Source organism: Gryllotalpicola protaetiae (assembly GCF_003627055.1).
In the GTDB taxonomy this organism is placed as follows: Bacteria; Actinomycetota; Actinomycetes; order Actinomycetales; family Microbacteriaceae; genus Gryllotalpicola; species Gryllotalpicola protaetiae.
The window spans coordinates 54,983-75,370 of sequence record NZ_CP032624.1; the positions used below are offsets into that span (position 1 = coordinate 54,983).

A 20,388-nucleotide genomic window follows, 5' to 3' on the forward strand; every position below is an offset into this window, starting at 1 on the left:
CCGCCGCCCCTGCGGCGCGCAGAGCGGCTTGCTGCTTCCTAGAGCTCGTAGGTCTCGGGCAGGGGTAGCGCCGCCGGGTTGACCGCGCGCACGATCTCGGTGAGCACGGTTCGGGTCTGGGTCTCGCCCACCCACAGATGCTTGCCGCCGGGCACGGCGATGAACTCGGCCTCCGGCACGGCCTGGCGGAAGACGGGCTCGGCCTCGGCCGGCCGCAGGAAGTCGTCATGCTCGGGCACGAGCACGACGAGGCGCTTCCCGGCGCCGTGCCAGGCCGCGAGGTCGTCGCGGGTGGCGCGGTTCATGGGCGGCGAGAGCAGGATCGCGCCCTCGACCTCGTCGTGCGCCAGGCCGTACTTGATCGCGACCTCTGTGCCGAACGACCAGCCGACGATCCACGGCCGAGGCAGCCCCCGCTCGCGCGCGAACCGCACGGCCGCCTCGAGGTCGAAGCGCTCGGTGACGCCATCGCCGAAGGCGCCGTCGCTCGTGCCGCGCGGCGACGCGGTTCCGCGCGTGTTGAACCGCAGCACGGCCAGGTTGGCGAGCGCGGGCAGCCGGGCTGCCGCTTTGCGGAGGATGTGCGAGTCCATGAACCCGCCGTGCGTCGGCAGCGGGTGCAGGGTGACGAGGGTGGCGATCGGATGCCCGCCGGTGGGCGTCGCCAGCTCGCCGACCAGGCGCAGCCGGTCGAGCGTCGTGAACTCGATGTCCTCGCGCACAGCAGGCAACTCGATCGGGCCGCGGATCTCCACGGTGGTCATGCGATCCTCCAGCAGTGGGTGTGCCAATGGCGTCGGCCCGCCAGGTCGGCCTCGTCGCCGAGGACGCCGTCGGCGCGCCACACTGCGACGTGCTCGATGCCCGGGGCGATCTCGCGGCCGCAGCCGGGGCACACGTAGCTCTTGCGCGCGTTCGCCGCCGAGATCGGCTGCACGGTGTAGCTCACGCCGCGACGGGTCTCGGCGCGACGCCACCCGAACATGAGCCGCTCGATGTCGAGCTCAGACGCGTCGTCCCCGGCGGCCTTCCGACCCCGGGGACGATTGCTGCGCGGCATGCCTCGACTTTATCGCTCCGACTCACGCCGTCCGCCGACTCAGTACCACCCGGTCGACTGGGAGTGGGCCCATGCGCCGCACGGGTTGCCGTAGCGGCCGTCGACATAGCCCATGCCCCAGGTGATCTGGGTCTGGTAGCTGTTCTGCCAGTCGGGGCCGGCGCTGGCCATCTTGCTGCCGGGCAGCGCCTGCGGGATGCCGTAGGCGCCGCTCGCGTTGGAGGCGTGCACGTTCCAGCCGGACTCGCGGTTCCACAGCGCCGCGAGGCAGCTGTACTGGTCATCGCCCATGCCCATCGACGCGAGGTACTGCTGAGCCCAGGCCTGCGCGGTGCCTGGCGACGCGGCAGGCGCCTGCGGTGCAGCGGCAACCGGCTTCGCGGCCGCCTTCGTCGCGCTCGGAGCCGGCGTCGGAGTGGGAGCGGGCTTCGGTGACACGGTGGCGCTGTACTGCTCGCGCTCGACCGACACCGGCTGGTAGTCGGCGCCGATGTCGACGGCCTGCGGCTGCTGACCTGCGTAGCGGTCGGTGACATGTGCGAACCGCACAGAGGCGTCGGCGGTCGCAAAGCTGTTCGGATTGACCAGGTTGATCATGAAGAACCCTGCAATCGCCGCGACGGCGAACAGGACCACGATCGGCCGGGACTTCTTCTTGAAAGAATTGTGCATAGTTGTGAAGGGGCGGCCAGGCTCGGGTGTTCTGGTTGCTACTCGCCTACCCACGATCACAGAACCATAACGGTGGGCTGTGCGGATGCCAAACCCGAATCGTCGAAAATCACCGAACGGCCAGCATCACGTCCGTGACGGAGTCGAGCAGCAGGTCGACCTGCGCCTCGCTGTAGCCACCTCGCTGGGGCCGGAAGGTCACAGTCCTCACCTCATCGACCGTGATCGGCAGACCTTCAGAGAAATACCTGATCAGACGGCCGGAAAAACGATCGACTTCCACCGTGCTGTAGCCGGGCGTGAGCGGCCCCGTGCGCGAGAACCGCTGCTTGTCGGGGCGGTCCAGGCGGTTGACGATGACCTGCGCGAGCTCGCGGGCCCGTCCGAACCATTCCTTTTCTCCGAGTTCGCCCCGAGCCTGCTGCCGCTCGCGCTCAGCGAAGACGTCCTCGAGTCGCTCGAGCGCGGCGTCGACCGCGTCAGGCTCGTAGCCGGTCTTCGTGAGGTCGAACGCCGTGCGGCGGATGTCGATCGCACCGAGCCCCCGCGCACGGCCGTCGAACACGTTGCGCGCCCTCGTCAGGAAGGCGTCGACCTGCTCGGGGTCGTAGCCGCGCTTGCCGCGGCCGACGGTGGGGAAACTCGACATGATGCTCCTCGGTTTCGGATCACTCAGGAGAACAGCGGATAGAAGATCAGGTACAGCGCGTAGGTGGCAGCCATCGACGGCAGGATCGAGTCGAGCCGGTCGAGCACTCCCCCGTGCCCCGGCAGCCAGCCGCTCATGTCCTTGATGCCGATGTCGCGCTTGATCAGCGACTCGGCGAGGTCTCCGATGGTCGCGGTGAACAGCAGCACGGGCCCGAGCACGAACCCGAACCACCACGGCACGTGGATCATGAAGATGGAGAGCAGGATGCCGGCGACGATCGCCGCGACGCCGGCGCCGGCGAAGCCCTCCCAGGTCTTTCCGGGGCTGATCTCCGGCGCCATCTTGTGGCGGCCGAAGTTGAGCCCTGCGGCATACGCCCCCGTGTCGGTCGCCACCACGACGACCACCGCGGCGATCAGCCACCACTTGCCGCCAGGCGAGGCGCTGGGCGAGGCGAGCAGGACGGCGAAGCTCGCGAGCAGGCCGACATATGCCAAAACAAGAATGGATGCCGTGATGTCGCGCAGCAGCGCGTCGGCGCCGCCGCGGCGCGAGGGCCACGCGTACTCCACGACCCGCCACAGCACGACGAACGCGATGCCGGCCATGGTGACGACCCAGCGCCATTCGGCATCCAGATAATACGACGCCGGCACGACGGCGAGGGCGGCGATGACGCTCGCCGTGCGCGGGATGTCGCGGCCACTCGCGCGCAGCGCCGTGCCGAGCTCGACCACCGCAAGGGCGATCGCGGCAGCGGCGAACACCATGAACAGCTCGGTGACGAAGATCAGGCTGCCGAGGACGAGCACCCCTGCTCCGAGGCCGATCAGGATTGCCAGGATCAGATTGCGACCGGTGCGGGCGCGGATGCGCTCATTGACCTCATCGAACTGCGCGCGGGCGTTGTCGAACTGCGCACGCCCCTCCTGAAGCTGTCGCTCGAAGTCGGCGCGCGCGGCCTGGGCTTGCGCCTTGAAGTCGGGGCCCTGGGGCCGCTGCGCCATGGCTGTCAGACCTCGAGGAGTTCGGCTTCCTTGCGGGTGAGAGCATCGTCGATCTGGTCGACGTGCTTCTTCGTCAGAGCATCGAGCTCCTTCTCACCGCGGGCGATCTCGTCTTCGCCGACCTCGTTCTTGAGTGCGTCGAGGTCGTCCTTCGCGCGGCGGCGGATGTTGCGGATCGACACGCGCGCCTCCTCCGCCTTGCCGCGCACGACCTTCACATAGTCCTTGCGGCGCTCTTCGGTGAGCTCCGGCATCGTGATGCGGATGATGTTGCCGTCGTTGTTCGGGGTGACGCCGAGGTCGGCGCGGGCGACGATCGCCTTCTCGATCTCCTTCAGGGCGCTCTTGTCGAACGGCTGGATCAGGATGACGCGCGCCTCCGGCACCTGCAGAGAGGCCAGCTGCTGCAGCGGGGTCGGGCTGCCGTAATAGTCCACCAGCACGCGCGCGAAGAGCGACGGGTTGGCGCGCCCTGTGCGCACCTCCGAGAAGTCCTCCTTCGCGGCGTCGACGGACTTGCCCATGCGTTCTGTCGCGTCGGACAGGACATCAGCGATCACGGTGGCTCCTTTGTAGAACTGTCCCGCTGATTCTATCGGCGGGCTGGGCTTGCTAGTGGGTGACGAGGGTGCCGATCGGCTCGCCGAGGATGGCGGCCTTGACGTTGCCGTCCGGCTGCATCCCGAACACCTGCATCGGCATCCTGTTGTCCATGCACAGGCTGAAAGCTGTCGAGTCGACAACCTTCAGGCCGCGCTGCAGCGCGTCCTGGTAGGTGAGGTGGTCGATCTTCGTCGCCGTCGGGTCGTGCTTCGGGTCGGCGGTGTAGACGCCGTCGACGCCGTTCTTCGCCACGAGCACCGCGTCGGCGCCGATCTCGAGCGCCCGCTGCGCGGCGACGGTGTCGGTGGAGAAGTACGGCAGTCCGGCACCCGCACCGAAGATGACGATGCGGCCCTTCTCAAGGTGGCGCTCCGCGCGGCGCGGGATGTACGGCTCGGCGACCTGCGTCATCGCGATCGCCGACTGCACGCGGGTCTCTGCGCCCGCCTGCTCGAGGAAGTCCTGCAGCGCGAGCGCGTTCATCACCGTGCCGAGCATGCCCATGTAGTCGGCACGCCCGCGGTCCATCCCGCGCTGGCTGAGCTCTGCACCGCGGAAGAAGTTGCCGCCGCCGACGACGACCGCCACCTCCACGGTGTGAGCCGCGTCGGCGATCTCACGCGCGAGTGCGGCGATCACGTCGGGGTTGACCCCGAGCGAGCCGGCGCCGAACGCCTCGCCGGAGAGCTTCAGGAGGACTCTGCGCTTCTTTTCGTCGGCCATCTCGTCGGTCTCGTCCTTCCTGGCGCAGCTGGCTGCGGTATGTGCTCTGTCGAGGTTATCGGGTGCCGGGGTGCGGCGCGCGCGGGCGTGAAAAAGGGTCCGGATGCCTGAAGCATCCGGACCCCTAATTCAGTGCGTTACGCGCCGACCTTGAAGCGGGCGAAACCGGTCAGCGTCAGGCCGGCGGCCTGCGCGACCTTCGCCACGGTCTGCGAGTTGTCCTTCGCGTAGTCCTGCTCGAGCAGGGCGACCTGCTTGTAGTAGGCGCCCAGGCGACCCTCGACGATCTTCGGAAGGATCGCCTCGGGCTTGCCCTCCTGGCGGGAGATCTCCTCGACGATGCGGCGCTCGCCCGCGACCTTGTCGGCCGGCACGTCATCGCGCGTGAGGTAGTCGGGGTTCGCGAACGAGATGTGCTGGGCGATGCTGCGGGCCGTCTCCTCGTCGGAGCCGGTGTACGCGACGACCACGCCGACCTGCGGCGGCAGATCCTTCGAGGTCTTGTGCAGATAGATCGAGAACGCGTCGCCGGTCAGGTAGGACAGGCGGCGCAGCACGATCTTCTCGCCGATGACGGCTGCCTCGTCGTCGATGACCTCGGCGACGGTCTTCGTCGCGGCGGGGGCGGCGAGCGCCTCCTCCAGAGACTTGGCGTCGGCGAGGACGATCGCCTCGAGCACGCCGTCTGCCAGCGCGATGAACTTGTCGTTCTTCGCGACGAAGTCGGTCTCGCACGCGAGCTCGATGAGCCACGCCTCTTCGCCCTTCGCGCGAGCGGCCACGAGGCCCTCGCTCGTCGAACGGTCGGCGCGCTTGGCGTTGCCCTTTGCGCCCTTCAGACGCAGGATCTCGGTCGCCTTCTCGAGGTCGCCGTCGGCCTCCTCGAGCGCCTTCTTGGTGTCGACCATGCCCGTGCCGAGCTGCTCACGCAGCGCCTTGATGTCGGCGATGCTGATGGTTGCCATTCTGCTGGAACTCCCTGTTGTGAGTGTTGTGAGCGGTGTGACGGAGTGCGGAGTCTTACTCGGCGCTGGCGGCCGGCTCGGCGTCCGCGACCTTGGCGGTCTCGGCGCTCGACTGCGCGGGCGTCGCCTCGTCGGTCTCGCCGGCGTTCAGCAGCTCCTGCTCCCACTCGGCGAGCGGCTCGGCCTCTTCGCCCTCGGTCTGACCGTGCTTGGACATAAGGCCCTCGGCGGCGGCGTCGGCGATGATGCGCGTGAGCAGCGCGACCGAGCGGATCGCGTCGTCGTTGCCCGGGATCGGGAAGTTGACCTCGTCGGGGTCGCAGTTCGTGTCGAGGATGCCGACCACCGGGATGCCGAGCTTCTTCGCCTCGTCGATGGCGAGGTGCTCCTTCTTGGTGTCGACGACCCAGATCGCGCTCGGAGTCTTCGTCAGGTTGCGGATGCCGCCGAGCGACTTGTGCAGCTTGTCGAGCTCGCGCTTCTTGATCAGCAGCTCCTTCTTGGTGAAGCCGCTGGTGTTGCCCTCGAAGTCCAGCTCCTCGAGCTCCTTCATGCGGGCGAGGCGCTTCGAGACGGTGCTGAAGTTGGTGAGCAGGCCGCCGAGCCAGCGCTGGTTGACGTAGGGCTGGCCGACGCGCGTCGCCTGCTCGGCGATCGCCTGCTGCGCCTGCTTCTTGGTGCCGACGAAGAGGATGCTGCCGCCGTGGGAGACGGTCTCCTTCACGAAGTCGTACGCCTTGTCGATGTAGGTGAGCGACTGCTGAAGGTCGATGATGTAGGAGCCGGAGCGCTCGGTGAGGATGAAGCGCTTCATCTTCGGGTTCCAGCGGCGGGTCTGGTGTCCGAAGTGGACACCGCTGTCGAGCAGCTGGCGCATGGTGACGACGGCCATGATCGTTCCTTTGTTCTTGAGGTTGATGATCCTGGTGCCCGACACGCTCCCGCCCGCGACCGGCTGAGCCGGCGTGGGACCTTGGGGAGTTGTGCCGCCGACCGGACGCCGGCAGATGGGCACGCGTAGTCACCCCGACGAGCGGGGTGCGGTCAAAAGTCTATCAGTTCGTCGAGCGCAATTCGGGATGCCGCTTGAGGAACAGGTCCTCGGTGTGCTCGAGCGCGACGCCCTTCGTCTCGGGCACGCGGAAGAACACGAAGAAGAACGACAGGGCGGCGAACACGGCGTAGATCGTGTACGTCCATGGCAGCGACCACGCCGACAGCGGCGGGAACGTCTCGGAGATGATGAAGTTCGCGATCCACTGAGCTGCGGCCGCGACGCCGAGCGCGCGGGCGCGGATGCGGCTGGGGAAGATCTCGCCGAGCAACACCCACACGAGCGGACCCCAGGTGGCGCCGAACGCGATGATGAAGACGTTCGCCGACACCACCGAGACGACGGCCCATCCGGTGGGCAGGCTGAGCTGGCCGTCATGCAGGGTGGCGAAGCTGAACGCCACCGCCTCCAGGCCGAGCGGGATGGCCATGCCGACAGAGCCGATGAGCAGCAGGATGCGGCGGCCGATGCGGTCGACGAGCGCGATCGCGATGAAGGTCACCAGCACGTTGATGATTCCGCTGATCACGCTCAGCAGGAAGGCGTGATCGCCGAGCCCGACCGCCGTCCACAGCGAGTTCGAGTAGTAGAAGACGACGTTGATGCCAACGAACTGCTGGAACACCGACAGGATGATGCCGACCCAGACGATCGGGTGCAGCCCGAACGACGGTCCGCGCAGCGTCGCGTTGGCGTTCTTCTTGTCTTCGGCGATCGCCTTCTCGATGTCGGCGACGGCTCCCTCGACCTCGTCCTTCGGCACGATCGTCTCGAAGACCCCGCGCGCCTCGTCGCGCTTGCCGACCAGCAGCAGGTACCGCGGTGACTCCGGCACCCGCAGCGCGAGATAGCCGTAGACGATCGCCGGGATGACGCCGACGATGAACATCCACCGCCAGGCGCCGAGGTTGAACCAGAGCGCCGCGGTGGCCTCATTGCCCGCCGCGCTGTTCAGGATGAAGTCCGACAGCAGCGCGACGAAGATACCGATGGTGATGGCGAGCTGCTGCAGCGAGGCAAGGCCGCCGCGCACGCTCTTGGGCGCCACCTCGCCGATATAGGCCGGCGCGATCACCGAGGCGATGCCGATGCCGAGACCGCCGATCACGCGCCAGAATCCGAGGTCCCACACCGTCTGCGCGAGACCTGCCCCGATGGCGCTGACGAAGAACAGGATCGCGCCGAGCAGCATGACCCTCGGCCTGCCCCAACGGTCCGCGATGGACCCGGCGATCCAGGCGCCGGCTGCCGAGCCGAGCAGCGCGATCGCGACGACGAAGCCCTTGACGAAGTCCTCAGCGGGCCCCGAGACGGCCGGCGCCACGATCTCTTTGCCGATCGCGTCGACCGCTCCGTTGATGACGGATGAGTCGAAACCGAATAGGAAGCCGCCGACCGCTGCGGCGATTGCAAGGCCGGTGACCCTGCGGCGGAACCTCGGATCGATCTGCTCGATTTGCCCGACTGACATCGCGTGTTCCCCTCTCTCTAGAGACACTCTTTCCCTCCACAGGCGTCCGCCGCAACGGATTGCGCACAGAAGGCCTGTTCGTGTCGGGAATTCATCGCGCCCGTCTGCGAACCTGTCCGCCATGCTGACCGCCAAGATCGCAGCGGCCGCGGTGCTCGCTGCGGCCCTCGCACTGAGTCCCGCCCGCGCGGCGAGCTCCGAGGCTGGTTCGGGCGCCCGCTGGCGATGGCCGACGGTTCCCCCGGGCGCGGTCGTGCAGGCGTTCGTGGCGCCTGCGAGCCCCTACGCCGCAGGCCATCGCGGCCTCGACCTCGCCGCCTCGCCTGGGCAGGCCGTAGTCGCGCCGGCGGCCGCGACGGTGCAGTTCGCCGGGATTGTCGTCGACCGCCCCGTCGTGACGCTGCGCGTCGACGACCATGTGCTGCTGAGCTTCGAGCCTGTGGCCTCCGAGGTTCCCGTGGGCGCGACGGTCGAGGCCGGTCAGCGCGTGGGCGCTGTCGCTCGCGGGGGCCACTGCGACGGCAGCTGCCTGCACGTGGGCGTCCGCATCGACGGCGACTACGTGTCGCCGCTGCTCTTCTTCGCCGGCATCCCGCCGGCCGTCCTGCTGCCGTTCGAGTGACCCGCTAGGCGCGCGGGTGCGCCTGGGCGTAGCTCTGCTTCAGCCGCTCGACCGAGACGTGGGTGTAGATCTGCGTCGTGCCCAGGCTCGCGTGCCCGAGCAGCTCCTGAACCGCGCGCAGGTCGGCGCCGCCGTCGAGCAAGTGCGTGGCGGCCGTGTGCCGCAGCGTGTGCGGGCCGCGGGGGCCTCCGCCGGGGAAGGCCGACAGTGCCCGTGCCACGAGCCCGTAGACGGCGCGCACGTTCATCCTCGCGCCGGAGCCGCCGAGGAACAGCGCGTCGCCCGCCCTCCCCTCGCCCCGGGCGAGCAGGGCGGGCCGGCCGGTGCGCACGTAGTCCACGACTGCGCCGAGCGCCGGGACTCCGAACGGGACGGTGCGCTGCTTCGCGCCTTTGCCGGTCACGACCATGGTCAGCCGGTCGAGGTCCAGATCGGCGATGTCGAGCCCCACCAGCTCGGACACGCGAACCCCGGTCGCGTACAGGAGCTCGAGAACAGCCCGGTCGCGCACGTCCTTCGGATCCCCGGTCTCGGACCGCTCTCGGGCCCGGTCGAGCAGCTCCCCCATCTGGTCCTGCGCGACGACGCGAGGCAGGTGCCGGCCGAGCTTGGGCGAGGAGAGCCGGACGCCGGGGTCGGCGTCGCGCAGTCCGGTACGGGCGGCCCATGCGGTGAAGCTGCGCGCCGCCGCGCTGCGTCGAGCGAGCGTCGCGGCGGCGAGACCCGCCTCCGACCCCTGCCACTGCCACGCCCGCAGTGTCTCGAGGTCCAGGTCCGCCAAGTCCGTGACGCCCGCCTCCGCCGCGAAACGCTGCAGGCCGCTGAGGTCGGTCCGGTAGGAACGAATCGTCGCCTCCGACAGCCCCCGTTCGAAGCGCACATGCTCGAGAAAGCGCCCCGCCGCGTCCGAGATGAGCATGAGACCAGGATGCCGCGACCTCAGCGCTTCGGCGGCACCGACACCCACCCCGCCTCCGTCTTGCGGACGACGCCGTCGAGCAGGAGCACACCGAGCAGCCCGGCGGTCTCGCCTTCGCCGATTCCGCACTTCTGGGCGATGGTCGCCACGGAGCGCGCGCTCCGTGCGTGCAGCGCCGCGAGCACCCGCGTGTAGCGCGGATCTTCAGGGTCGGCCAGCGGTTCGGGCGCCATGATCGACCCTTTCGCGAGCCGGACGATGTCATCGACGCTCGTGACCAGCTCGGACGGCCTGGTCTTCAGGATCTCGTGGCACCCGGCAGAGGACGGGCTCGTGATGGCCCCCGGGACGACGCCGATGGGCCGCTCGAGCTCGAAGGCGTGATTCGCTGTGTTGATCGACCCTGAACGGGAGCCGGCCTCGATCACGACGACGGCGCTCGTCATCGCCGCGATCATGCGGTTGCGCGCCAGGAACCGGAAGGGCGTCGGAGGGGTGCCGAACGGCACCTCCGCCAGCACCAGGCCCTCGCGGGCGATGCGGGCGATCAGCTCGCTGTTGCCTACGGGGTAGAAGCTGTGCAGGCCGCCGGCCATCACCGCGACGGTGAGCCCCTTTGCCGCGAGCGCTGCGCGGTGTGAGGCCGCATCGATGCCGTACGCCCCGCCGGACACCACCGTCCACCCGCGCTCGGCGAGCCCCGCGGCGAATTCGGCGGCCACATGGTTGCCGTAGCCGGTCGCCGCGCGCGTCCCGACCATCGCCACGGAGGTCTCGAAGTCGCGCAGCAGCTCCACATTGCCGAGCGCCCAGAGCACGAGGGGGGCGTGTGGGCCGAGGTCACGCAGGCCCCGGGACCATTGCGGGTCGTCGGGTGTGAGCAACTCGGCAGCCGAGGCGGCTGCCATCGAGAACACCGACGCGATGAGCGTCGGATCCATGCGAGGCTGCCACCGCAGGAAGCCCGCATGTACGCCGGCGAGCGGCTCGACCCCTCGTGCGCGATAGGCCGAAGTGACGGTGTCGCGCACGGCGGCCGCGCCGCGCCGCAGCTCGGCCGGCGACGGGAACGGAACTGCGCGGTAGACGAGCTCGAGCGATGCGGCCGCACCGAGGTCTTCCACGAGCCGCCCGGCGGTGCCGTCGCCAGGCTCTGCGAGCACGCTCCAGACGACCCGCGCGGTCAGTTCCCGATCGTCGATCAGCCGCCCTGGCCGCAGGCGGTCCCAGAGGGCGGCTCGCTCGCGCTCGCTCATTCCGACGGAGATGGTCATGCCGGCCTGCCCTCCCTCAGCGCGATCGCGCCGCCCACGTGCTCCGCACCTGGCGAGGTCGCCCCGTCGAGGTCGGCCAGCGTCCACGCGACCCGAAGAACGCGCACGTACCCGCGCATCGTCATCGCGTGGGTCTGGTAGTGCCGCTCGAGCGCTGCGGTCACACGTTTCGGCAGGCGCCCTGGGCCCTCCGTGAACCAGTTGCTCGGCGTGCGCCCGTTGAGTCGCCAACCGGTGCCCGCGAAGCGTTCGCGTGCAACCGCCCGCGCCGTCTCGACCTGCTGCCGTCCCTGAGCGCTCGTGAGTCGAGGCGCCTCGCCCGCCGCGAGCAGTTGCGCTGGCGCGAGTCTGTCGACCGCGAGCTGCAGATCGATGCGGTCCATCAAAGGACCCGACAGCCGGTTCAGATAGGCCCGTCGCCTGCCCGGGTTGCAGGTGCACTCGCTCGAGGCCACCCCGAACAGCCCGCACGGGCACGGGTTGGCTGCGAGGACGAGTTGGAACTCCGCAGGGAACCGCGACTGCTGACTCGCGCGACTGATCGTGATGACTCCCGATTCCAGGGGCTGGCGCAGAGCGTCGAGGGCCTTCGGCTGGAACTCGGGCGCCTCATCGAGGAACAGCACACCGTGGGTGGCTCGAACCGCGGCGCCCGGCCTGATCCGGCTGCTGCCGCCGCCGACGAGCGCCGCCGCGGACGCGGTGTGATGAGGAGACTCGTACGGCGGACGCCTCACGAGCTCACTCACCGAGCCGAGCTCGGTCAGGGATCGGATCGAAGTCGCCTCGAGCGCCGCCTCTTCGTCGAGATCGGGAAGCAGGCTCGGAAGCCGCTCGGCCAGCATGGTCTTGCCGGCCCCCGGCGGTCCGAGGAAATAGACGTGATGGCCGCCCGCCGCCGCGATGATCAGCGCCCGGACCGCGTCGTGGTTGCCGATCACGTCGGCCAGATCCAGCTCGTCGATGGCTCGAGGAGCGACCGGCGCCGCCAAGATCGGATCGACCTCGACCGGCGTGAAGTCGCCGCCATGTCGGATCGCGGCCTCGCGCAGCGACGAGACCGGGATCACGTCGACGCCCGGGACGAGCCGCGCCTCTGCGAGGTTGCCGACGGGCACCATGACTCGGCGGGCGCCGGCGGCCGCCGCCGCGTGCACCGCAGGAAGAATCCCGAGAACCGGCCGAACGCGCCCATCGAGGCCGAGCTCGCCGAGATGCACCGTCGTCGCGATCGACCGCGGCGAAACACTGCCCGCGGCCGCCATTGTGGCGAGAGCGATGCCGAGATCGAAGACCGAGCCGTACTTCGGAAGGGTCGCAGGCGACAGGTTCGCGGTGACGCGGCTCTGCGCGAGCGAGCACCCAGAGTTCGATGCCGCCGCGAGGACGCGATGCGTCGCCTCCGCGAGCGAGGTGTCAGGAAGCCCGATGAGTTTGAACATCGGCAGGCCGGCGGTGATCGACGCTTCAACGTCGACCATCGCACCGCTCAGCCCCTGCAGCGCCACCGACTGGGTTCGTGCGACGCCCATCATCCGACTCCGCGCAGGTGCTCGATGCGCGTCGGGCCGTCGAGGCCGCCGATGACGCCGATCACATCGAGACGGATGTGTGCCCTCGGGCGCTCAGACGCGGAGCACCATTCCGCCGCGAGTCGCCTCAGCGCGCGCAGCTTGCGCGGCGTGATCGCCTCGAACGGGTGGCCGAAGCGCAGACCCGATCGCGTCTTGACCTCGACGAACACGGTCGTGCCGTCATGCTCGGCGACGATGTCGAGCTCACCGCGCGTGCCGCGCCAGTTCCGTTCGACGATGCGGTAGCCGCCCGCCTCCAGGAAGCGCGCGGCGAGCTGCTCGCCGCTGCGCCCCAGCACATCTTTCTCTGCCATGCGAAGAGCGTGGCCGAGAATACAGTTGCCCTATGCAACTGCGGTGGCAAAAGTGGCACAACGGCCGCGGCCGCGGGGTTGTGGACGCCGAGATGTGCGCTATTCGTCGAGCGCGAGCTCCTTGGGGAGCTCGAATTCCTTGGACGACAGCTCTTCGATGTTGACGTCCTTGAAGGTCAGCACCCGCACGGACTTCACGAAGCGGTCGGCGCGATAGACGTCCCAGACCCACACGTCGTGCATGGTCAGCTCGAAGTAGAAGTCGTGCTCGGTGTCGCGGCGCACGAACTCGACTTCGTTCGCCAGGTAGAACCGGCGTTCGGTCTCGATCACGTACTTGAACTGGCTGACGATGTCGCGATACTCGCGGTACAGAGCCAGTTCGACCTCGCGGTCGTAGTCGTCGAATTCTTCCTCGTCCATCGTGGACTCAGTCTATGGCCGCGATGACCGGCCGCCCTCAGTGGATCCAGGTGCGGCGGTGGTGGTCGCACGGCCCGATCTCGGCGATCGCCGCCAGATGCGCAGGCGCGGCATAACCCTTGTTCGACGCCCAGCCGTAGGCGGGGAACGCGTCGTGCAGCCCGATCATCAGGCGGTCCCTGTGCACTTTCGCGATGACAGAGGCGGCCGCGACCGACGCGCAACTCATGTCGCCCTTGACGCGGGTGGTCACTGACATGCGGCTCTCGAGCACGGGGTTCAGGTAATCATGATTGCCATCGAGCAGGACAGACGCCTCATCGACGGCCGCCCCGGCCTCACGAAGCGCCCCGAGCGCGCGCCAGCCCGCGAGGCCGAGCGCGACGATGATGCCGTGCTCGTCGATCTCGGCCGGCGTCGCCTCGCCGACCGCCGTGTACAGGCCCCACGCCGCACAGAGCGGAGCGAGCTGCTCACGGACGGGCTCTGCCAGCAGCTTGGAGTCGCGCAGCCTCTCGGGGTGGGAAGGCATCGCGGCGTCGATCACGACCATGCCGACGGCGACCGGACCCGCGAGCGCCCCACGCCCGACCTCATCGACCCCGATCACATACCGCGAACCCGATGCGAGCAGTTCGCGCTCGAACTCGAGCGTGGGCGCGGTCGCGGCTGCCGGGGTCACTTGCCGCTCTGGCCGATGCCGCGGAAGACGTCGGGATAGTTGGAGAGCCACGACCAGCGCGAGATCGGCCAGCTGATCACGAAGGCACGCCCGACGACATCCTTCTCGGGGACGAAGCCTTTGCTCGGCAGGCTCTGATGCGCACTCGAGTCGGCTGAGTCATGCCGGTTGTCACCGAGCACCCAGAGGTCGCCGGGGGGAACGGTGACGTCGAACGGCGACCCCGCAGCCTGATCGCCGGGCTGCACGGTCGTGTACGGCTCCTTGATGGGGGTGCCGTTGACCGTGATCTGGTTCAAGGTGTTGCAGCACACCACGTGGTCGCCCGGCACGCCGATGACGCGCTTGACGAGATGGTTGTCGCTGTCGGCCGTGCCGAGCCCGATGAAGGTGAAGAAGTTGCTGAGACCGCGAGCGACCGGGTTGCTCGGCTCCGGCGCCTGGATGTTCTCGCCGCCGGTCAGCCAACCGCCCGGGTCCGTGAAGACGACGATGTCGCCGCGATGCACAGGCATCAGCTTCGGCTCGAGCTCGTTGACGATGATCCGATCGTTGATCATCAACGTGTCTTCCATCGATGCCGAGGGGATGTAGAACGAACGGATCAGGAAGGTCTTGATGAGGAACGAGACCAGCAGCGCGACGATGAAGATGACGATGATGTCGCGCACGAACAGCCACACGGCGCGTCCCCTGCTCCGATTCCCGGAGCCTTGTCGCCCCCGGGTCGTCGGCTGGTCGGTCGTGCTGTCTGTCATCTCGCCCTTGTCCGAGGCTTCAACGAGCAGAGCCCCCGGCCCAGTTTAGGGGCTCGGGGGCTCTGCTCAGGCCGAGAGAGGCAGCGCTTACGCGTCGCGCTTCTCCTTGATCTTGGCCTTCTTTCCGCGCAGCTCGCGCAGGTAGTAGAGCTTCGCGCGACGGACGTCACCGCGGGTGACGATCTCGATCTTGTCGATGATCGGCGAGTGCACCGGGAAGGTGCGCTCGACGCCGACCTGGAAGCTCACCTTGCGAACGGTGAAGGTCTCGCGAACGCCGTGGCCCGAACGGCCGATGACGACGCCCTGGAAGACCTGGACACGCGAGCGGTTGCCTTCGACGATGTTCACGTGCACCTTGACGGTGTCGCCGGGGCGGAAGTCGGGGAGGTCGGACTTGAGGCTTGCGGCATCCACCTGGTCGAGGATGTTCATGAGACTTTCGCTCTCTGCGGCCGCCACAGGTCGACCGCGTGTCTGTGCTGAGTGAACAGCATGATGAAGAATGGGATTCGCCGCGCGCGTCGTTCCCCGATGATGGGGCTCGCTCCCCTGTGGCAGGGCGGCGTGCGGCACAAACATCCATTCTGCCAGAGCCGCGCGGTGCGGCAAAATCCCCCGCCGTTCGTCAGCCGAGCAGATCGGGCCGCACGCGCCGCGTGCGCTCGAGCTGCTGCTCGCGCCGCCATGCGGCGATCGCACCATGATTGCCCGACAGAAGCACCGGCGGGACGGGCCGGCCGCGCCACTCGGCGGGCTTCGTGTAGCTCGGGTACTCGAGCAGTCCGTCCTCGTGGCTCTCTTCCACCAGCGACTCCGGGTTGCCGACGACACCGGGGATCAGCCGCCCGATCGCCTCGATCATGGCCAGGACGGCGACCTCGCCGCCGTTCAGCACATAGTCGCCCATGCTCACGAGCTTCACGCGCGACCGCTCGGCGGCATCGTCGAACACGCGCTGGTCGATGCCCTCGTAGCGGCCGCAGCCGAAGACGAGATGCGACTCGGCGGCGAACGCCCGCGCGCTGGCCTGCGTGAACACCTCGCCTGCCGGAGAGGGGAAGATCACGAGCGGGCCGGAGCCGTCAGCCCGATCGGCAGAGCGCTCGGGAATCAGCGCGTCGAGGGCTTCGCCCCACGGTTCGGGCTTCATGACCATGCCCGCCCCTCCGCCATAGGGGGTGTCGTCGACAGAGCGATGCCGATCATGGGCGAAGTCGCGCAGGTCGTGCACCCCGAGCTCGAGGAGCCCGGCCGACTTCGCCTTGCCGAGAAGCGAGATGTCGAGCGCGTCGAAGAACGTCGGGAAGATCGTGACGATGTCGATGCGCATGGAGCAAATATTACGGATGCCTGAGCAGAGCGAGCTGCGCGGCGCCGTCCCGGTACCGGGCGAGCACCAGGTCGACGAGCGCCTGCGGCGGCCTGCGGCCCGGCATCAGCAGCGGGCCGGCGATCACGTCGCCCTCGACCTCGGCGACGGCATCCGCGAATCGGCCTGGGGACAGCAGATAGCTCGAGATCGCGACCCGACTGCCGGGGTGCAGCCGCCGCATCGTGTCGACGGCGCCGGTCAGCCGGGGCACGGCCGCCGAGAGGAACCCGACGGTGACGTAGCGCTCGAGGAGGTGCGCGAGACGGCGCCCGACGTCGACGCTCTCGCGCACCACGTGGTGGTCGCTCGAGCCGGCCGCGGCCATCACGATGACGTCGTCGGGGCCGAGGCCGCTGTGCAGCAGCCGGTACGCGAGCAGTTCGACGATCGCCTCGTCGGCGCCGAGGGAGGGGGCGAGGGTCGCCGGGCGGCCGGGATCTGCGGAGAGGGCGCGCTCGAGATCGCCGTGCAGATGCACACCGGGCGCCAGCATCAGCGGGACGGCGACGACGGGCTCGTCGTCGTCGAACTCCGACTCGAGCACATTCCTGAGCTCCGGCTGGTGCACATCGATGACGGCGGGAACGACACGCAGTTCGGGAGCCGCACGCCGGACGGCGGTGAGGAGAAGGTCGACGGTGCCGTCATCGGTCACTTCACTCGCGCCCTCGACGACCGCGAGCAGGGCCGGCACCGTCATGGCTCGAACGTATGAGAGCCGTGTTTCCGGCGAGTGCACCCAGATGTTTCCGGGCGGTGAAAGGCGGCTTTCAGCCCTCGTCGTCCGGCAGCTCTTCGAAGAGCCCTGCCGGCGGTGTGACCGTGACCGTGCCCGCCTCGATGTCGACGGTCGGCACGATGGCGGCCACGAAGGGCACAAGGACCTCCCCCGCTTCCGTCTCGATTGCGAGCAGATCCTGTGCGGGCAGATGGTCGACGCGTGCGACCGTGCCGACCGGCGCACCATCGCGCACGGCGGTGAGCCCGACGAGCTGGTGGTCGTACCAGGCGTTCTCCTCCGGCGCCTCGTCGGAGGCCGCATCGACCCAGAGGATCGCCTTGATGAGCGTCTCCGCCTCGTCGCGATCGTCGACGCCGACGAAGAAGCCGACGGGGTGGCCGTTGTACCAGCGCAGCTCGCGCAGTTCGAGACTCTTGCCGTGCCACTTCGACGTGGACGGGACCTGGAGCGAGAACACGGCGCCCGGCACGAAGCGGCGTTCGGGGTCATCGGTGTACAGCTCGAGCTTGATGGCGCCCTTGAGGCCGTGGGCCTTCGTCAGACGCCCGACGCGCAGCTGCGTTCCCGTTGTGTGTCGTTCAGGGGGCCCTGCCTGCTGCGCCATCAGCGGTCGGTGTCGACGACGTCGACGCGGACCCGCTCGCCCCTGGCCAGGGCGTTCACGACGGTGCGCAGGCTGCTGACGGTGTGACCGCCGCGGCCGATCACACGGCCGAGGTCCTCGGGGTTCACACGAACCTCGAGGACCTCGCCGCGTGGTGAGCTCTTCTGCGCGACCTCAACGTCATCGGGGTGTTCGACGATCCCCTTGACGAGGTGGGTGACTGCGGAAGCGAGCATCGTGTTGGAACCTACTCAGCAGCCTCGTCGGCGGCCGGAGCCTCGGCTGCGGGCGCCTCGGCCTTGGCCGGGGTCTCGGTCTTCGGCTTGAGGACCGGCTTCTTCTTCTCGTCGGCGACGAAAACGGACTTGGCCTCGGCCACCTGGACCTTGGACGCGGTGTCCTTCTCGCCCTTGAACTTCGCCCAGTCACCGGTGAGCTTCAGCAGCGCGGCGACCTGCTCGGACGGCTGAGCGCCGACGCCGAGCCAGTACTGCGCACGCTCGGAGTCGATCTCGATGATCGAGGGGTTCTCGGTGGGGTTGTACTTGCCGATCTCTTCGATGACACGACCATCGCGCTTGGTGCGCGAGTCGGCCACGACGACGCGGTAGTACGGTGCACGGATCTTGCCGAGTCGCTTGAGGCGGATCTTGACGGCCACAGTTCTCCTGTTGGAATTCAGATGTTGAAAGCGAACTGACTGCGCAGGCTGTGGGGTGCACACCCGCGCAGGAGGTCTGATGGAGGTCTCACGCGTTCGGATAGAGGGTCGGAACGCACGAAACCGACATTCCATTCTGCCAGACGATGAGGCGGGTGGACTAATCGGCGAGGCGCCGTGCCGCTTCGAGTCCCTCTCGGGTCGCGCGCACCGCGTCGACGGAGCGTGCATCACGCGCGCCGCCCACGATCTCATGGCGGATGCCTGTGGCCGCGAGTTCCGCGGAGAGGGTCTCGTTCGGCTCCTGTCCGGCGCAGATGACGACCGTCTCGCCGGGGATCAGCTCGACCGACCCGTCCTCGTGCGCGACCTCGACACCCTCCGGCGTGATGCGGCGGTAGTCGATGCCCGCAAGCATCCGCACGCCCGCATGCTGCAGCGCCCCGACGTTCACCCAGCGGCTCGTGATGCCGACGCCCTGGCCGAACTTGCCGGCTCTGCGGAGGACCGTGACCTGGCTGCCCGGGCGGGGCTGCTGCAGCGCGCGCGTCGGGCGGGATCGCGCGAACTCTGCCGATCCATCGAGGCCGAAGCGCTGCTCGAAGGCGAGGGCGCGGGTCTTCTCGTCGTGCGACTCGACGAGGAACGCGGCGAGGTCCACCCCGATGCCGCCGCCGCCGATGATCGCGACGGTGCCTGCAGGGACGCCTGTGCGGATCGCCTGCTCGTAGCTCAGCACGTTCGGCAGGTCGGCGCCCTCGATGTCGACGACGCGCGGGGTGACGCCGGAGGCGACGACGACACCGTCGAAGGAGGCGAGGGCCGCGGCATCCGCCCGCGCATCGAGACGCACGTCGGCACCGGCTGCGGCGAGCCGCTTGGCCGCCGAGCGCACGGTGAGCTGGTAGTCCTCCTTGCCGGGGATGCGCGCGGCGAGGCCGAACTGGCCGCCGAGCTCCGTGCGGGCCTCGAAGACGGTGACCGCATGGCCGCGGCGGGCGAGGTCGTCGGCCGCGGCGAGACCCGCGGGGCCGCCGCCGACGACGGCGACGTGCTTGCGGTGGTTCGTGATTCCGAGGGGGAACTCGGTTTCGCGGCCGGCGCGCGGGTTGACCAGGCATCCGATCTCCTGAAAGACCAGCGAGCGGTCGATGCAGGCCTGATCGCAGCCGATGCACGAGTTGATGATCGGGAAGTCGCCCGCGAACGAGCGGACGACGAGCTCCGGGTCGGCGAGGAACGGCCGAGCGAGCGCGACCGCGTCGACATGGCCCCTGGCGAGCACCCCTTCGGCGTCCCGCAGATCGACGACCCGGTTGCTGCCGATGATCGGCAGATGCGGATGCGCGGCGTGAACCGTGTCGGCGAGCCGCTCGCCGTAGGCGATCCAGGCGCCATGCGGCACGGATGCCTGAACGGTCGGCACCGTGGACTCATGCCATCCGACGCCCATGCTCAGGGCATCGACGCCGACGTCGGCGAGCGCCAGCGCGAACGCATCGACCTCTGCTTCCGTCGTCGATCCGGGCATGAGGTCGGCCGCCGAGATACGCACCGAGACCGGGAAGTCGGCGCCGACGGCGGAGCGCACCGCTTGGAAGACGGCGAGGGGGAAGCGCATGCGGGCGGCGTGGTCGCCGCCCCAGTCATCCGCTCGTTGATTCGTGAGCGGCGACAGGAACTGGTTGAGCAGGTAGCCCTCGCTCGCCATCAGCTCGACGGCGTCGAAGCCAGCGTCACGGGCCGCCGCGGCCGAAGCCGCGAAGTCGGCGATGGTGCGGTCGATGTCTGTGGCGGTGAGCTCCCGAGGCACGAGGCCACGGGCCGCGCGCCACGGCACGGGACTCGGCGCGACGGCCCACTCCCCCACCGCGTAGCGCCCGGCGTGGAACAGCTGTGCGGAGAGGAATCCGCCGGCGTCGTGCACGGCGGTCGTCGCGGTTCGGTAGGCGGTGATGGTCGAGTCATCCGTCATCACGACGTAGTCGGGGCCGCCGCGCGCCTCCTCGTTCACCGAGATGCCGCCCGTGATCGCAAGCGCGGCGCCACCCTCGATGCGCTCGCGGTAGAACGCGGCCAGAGCCGCTCCCCCGTCGCCGCGTGGCTCGAGGCCGGTGTGCATGCTGCCCATCACCACGCGGTGCGGGAGCTCAAGGGTGCCGAGGCGCCAGGGGGTGCTGAGGAGCGGCAGCACGGTCGAGGCTTCGAGACGCGCTGCGCGCTCCTCAGCCAT

At 69.0% G+C, this 20,388-nt stretch carries 25 protein-coding genes; 1 reads left to right on the top strand and 24 read right to left on the bottom strand.

Annotation, left to right across the window (positions count from 1 at the left end; genetic code table 11):
• Nucleotides 1-38: 38 nt before the first annotated feature.
• The 10 genes from D7I44_RS00290 to D7I44_RS00335 all read right to left on the bottom strand — a co-directional run bounded on the left by D7I44_RS00290 (nt 39) and on the right by D7I44_RS00335 (nt 8,207).
• On the bottom strand, nt 39-764 hold the full coding sequence (locus D7I44_RS00290) for an alpha/beta hydrolase (protein ID WP_181445587.1): 726 nt from the start codon (nt 762-764) through the stop codon (nt 39-41).
• On the bottom strand, nt 761-1,060 hold the full coding sequence (locus D7I44_RS00295) for a hypothetical protein (protein WP_120787653.1): 300 nt from the start codon (nt 1,058-1,060) through the stop codon (nt 761-763). The genes D7I44_RS00290 and D7I44_RS00295 overlap by 4 nt, the downstream gene beginning before the upstream one ends.
• Nucleotides 1,061-1,099: 39 nt before the next feature.
• On the bottom strand, nt 1,100-1,732 hold the full coding sequence (locus tag D7I44_RS18425; protein WP_220093798.1) for an aggregation-promoting factor C-terminal-like domain-containing protein: 633 nt from the start codon (nt 1,730-1,732) through the stop codon (nt 1,100-1,102).
• 109 nt (nt 1,733-1,841) lie between these two features.
• Complete coding sequence (locus tag D7I44_RS00305) at nt 1,842-2,381, bottom strand: DivIVA domain-containing protein (protein ID WP_120787654.1); 540 nt, start codon at nt 2,379-2,381, stop codon at nt 1,842-1,844.
• Between the two features lie 23 nt (nt 2,382-2,404).
• On the bottom strand, nt 2,405-3,391 hold the full coding sequence (locus D7I44_RS00310; RefSeq protein ID WP_120787655.1) for a phosphatidate cytidylyltransferase: 987 nt from the start codon (nt 3,389-3,391) through the stop codon (nt 2,405-2,407).
• Between the two features lie 5 nt (nt 3,392-3,396).
• Nucleotides 3,397-3,951 carry a ribosome recycling factor gene (gene frr / locus D7I44_RS00315; protein WP_120787656.1) on the bottom strand — a complete coding sequence of 185 codons (555 nt, stop codon included), beginning with the start codon at nt 3,949-3,951 and terminating at the stop codon, nt 3,397-3,399.
• 52 nt (nt 3,952-4,003) lie between these two features.
• Nucleotides 4,004-4,717, bottom strand: coding sequence for a UMP kinase (pyrH, locus tag D7I44_RS00320; protein ID WP_120787657.1), 714 nt, complete (start codon nt 4,715-4,717; stop codon nt 4,004-4,006).
• A 137-nt stretch (nt 4,718-4,854) separates the two neighbouring features.
• Nucleotides 4,855-5,682, bottom strand: coding sequence for a translation elongation factor Ts (gene tsf / locus D7I44_RS00325; RefSeq protein ID WP_120787658.1), 828 nt, complete (start codon nt 5,680-5,682; stop codon nt 4,855-4,857).
• Nucleotides 5,683-5,737: 55 nt separating this feature from the next.
• Complete coding sequence (gene rpsB / locus D7I44_RS00330) at nt 5,738-6,574, bottom strand: 30S ribosomal protein S2 (protein ID WP_120787659.1); 837 nt, start codon at nt 6,572-6,574, stop codon at nt 5,738-5,740.
• A 163-nt stretch (nt 6,575-6,737) separates the two neighbouring features.
• The gene (locus D7I44_RS00335; protein ID WP_120787660.1) at nt 6,738-8,207 is read right to left on the bottom strand and encodes a sugar porter family MFS transporter; all 1,470 of its coding nucleotides are present in this window, start codon (nt 8,205-8,207) and stop codon (nt 6,738-6,740) included.
• Between the two features lie 121 nt (nt 8,208-8,328).
• Between D7I44_RS00335 and D7I44_RS00340 the strand changes: the two genes are divergently transcribed.
• On the top strand, nt 8,329-8,829 hold the full coding sequence (locus tag D7I44_RS00340) for a peptidoglycan DD-metalloendopeptidase family protein (RefSeq protein WP_162939975.1): 501 nt from the start codon (nt 8,329-8,331) through the stop codon (nt 8,827-8,829).
• Between the two features lie 4 nt (nt 8,830-8,833).
• Here the strand turns inward: D7I44_RS00340 and D7I44_RS00345 are convergent, their stop codons facing one another.
• The 14 genes from D7I44_RS00345 to D7I44_RS00410 all read right to left on the bottom strand — a co-directional run bounded on the left by D7I44_RS00345 (nt 8,834) and on the right by D7I44_RS00410 (nt 20,388).
• A complete protein-coding gene (locus D7I44_RS00345) occupies nt 8,834-9,748 on the bottom strand; it encodes a tyrosine recombinase XerC (RefSeq protein ID WP_120790717.1) in 915 nt (304 codons plus the stop codon).
• Nucleotides 9,749-9,768: 20 nt separating this feature from the next.
• A complete protein-coding gene (gene dprA, locus D7I44_RS00350) occupies nt 9,769-11,022 on the bottom strand; it encodes a DNA-processing protein DprA (protein WP_120787661.1) in 1,254 nt (417 codons plus the stop codon).
• A complete protein-coding gene (locus D7I44_RS00355; RefSeq protein WP_120787662.1) occupies nt 11,019-12,554 on the bottom strand; it encodes a YifB family Mg chelatase-like AAA ATPase in 1,536 nt (511 codons plus the stop codon). Before D7I44_RS00355 ends, dprA begins: the two co-directional genes overlap by 4 nt.
• Nucleotides 12,554-12,910, bottom strand: a complete 357-nt coding sequence (locus D7I44_RS00360) for a YraN family protein (protein WP_120787663.1) — start codon at nt 12,908-12,910, stop codon at nt 12,554-12,556. Before D7I44_RS00360 ends, D7I44_RS00355 begins: the two co-directional genes overlap by 1 nt.
• Before the next feature lie 99 nt (nt 12,911-13,009).
• Entirely contained in the window at nt 13,010-13,333 is a 324-nt protein-coding gene (locus D7I44_RS00365; protein WP_120787664.1) for a DUF2469 domain-containing protein, read from the bottom strand.
• A 37-nt stretch (nt 13,334-13,370) separates the two neighbouring features.
• Nucleotides 13,371-14,015, bottom strand: a complete 645-nt coding sequence (locus D7I44_RS00370) for a ribonuclease HII (protein ID WP_245979840.1) — start codon at nt 14,013-14,015, stop codon at nt 13,371-13,373.
• Nucleotides 14,012-14,773, bottom strand: coding sequence for a signal peptidase I (gene lepB / locus D7I44_RS00375; protein ID WP_120787666.1), 762 nt, complete (start codon nt 14,771-14,773; stop codon nt 14,012-14,014). Before lepB ends, D7I44_RS00370 begins: the two co-directional genes overlap by 4 nt.
• Nucleotides 14,774-14,860: 87 nt before the next feature.
• Entirely contained in the window at nt 14,861-15,208 is a 348-nt protein-coding gene (gene rplS / locus D7I44_RS00380; protein WP_120787667.1) for a 50S ribosomal protein L19, read from the bottom strand.
• 193 nt (nt 15,209-15,401) lie between these two features.
• Complete coding sequence (gene trmD / locus D7I44_RS00385) at nt 15,402-16,106, bottom strand: tRNA (guanosine(37)-N1)-methyltransferase TrmD (protein WP_120787668.1); 705 nt, start codon at nt 16,104-16,106, stop codon at nt 15,402-15,404.
• 10 nt (nt 16,107-16,116) lie between these two features.
• Complete coding sequence (locus tag D7I44_RS00390; protein WP_120787669.1) at nt 16,117-16,848, bottom strand: sirohydrochlorin chelatase; 732 nt, start codon at nt 16,846-16,848, stop codon at nt 16,117-16,119.
• A 70-nt stretch (nt 16,849-16,918) separates the two neighbouring features.
• Nucleotides 16,919-17,494, bottom strand: coding sequence for a ribosome maturation factor RimM (gene rimM / locus D7I44_RS00395; protein ID WP_120787670.1), 576 nt, complete (start codon nt 17,492-17,494; stop codon nt 16,919-16,921).
• Nucleotides 17,494-17,730, bottom strand: coding sequence for an RNA-binding protein (locus D7I44_RS00400; protein ID WP_120787671.1), 237 nt, complete (start codon nt 17,728-17,730; stop codon nt 17,494-17,496). Before D7I44_RS00400 ends, rimM begins: the two co-directional genes overlap by 1 nt.
• An 11-nt stretch (nt 17,731-17,741) precedes the next feature.
• Nucleotides 17,742-18,155, bottom strand: a complete 414-nt coding sequence (gene rpsP / locus D7I44_RS00405; protein ID WP_120787672.1) for a 30S ribosomal protein S16 — start codon at nt 18,153-18,155, stop codon at nt 17,742-17,744.
• A 160-nt stretch (nt 18,156-18,315) separates the two neighbouring features.
• The gene (locus D7I44_RS00410; protein ID WP_120787673.1) at nt 18,316-20,388 is read right to left on the bottom strand and encodes an oxidoreductase; all 2,073 of its coding nucleotides are present in this window, start codon (nt 20,386-20,388) and stop codon (nt 18,316-18,318) included.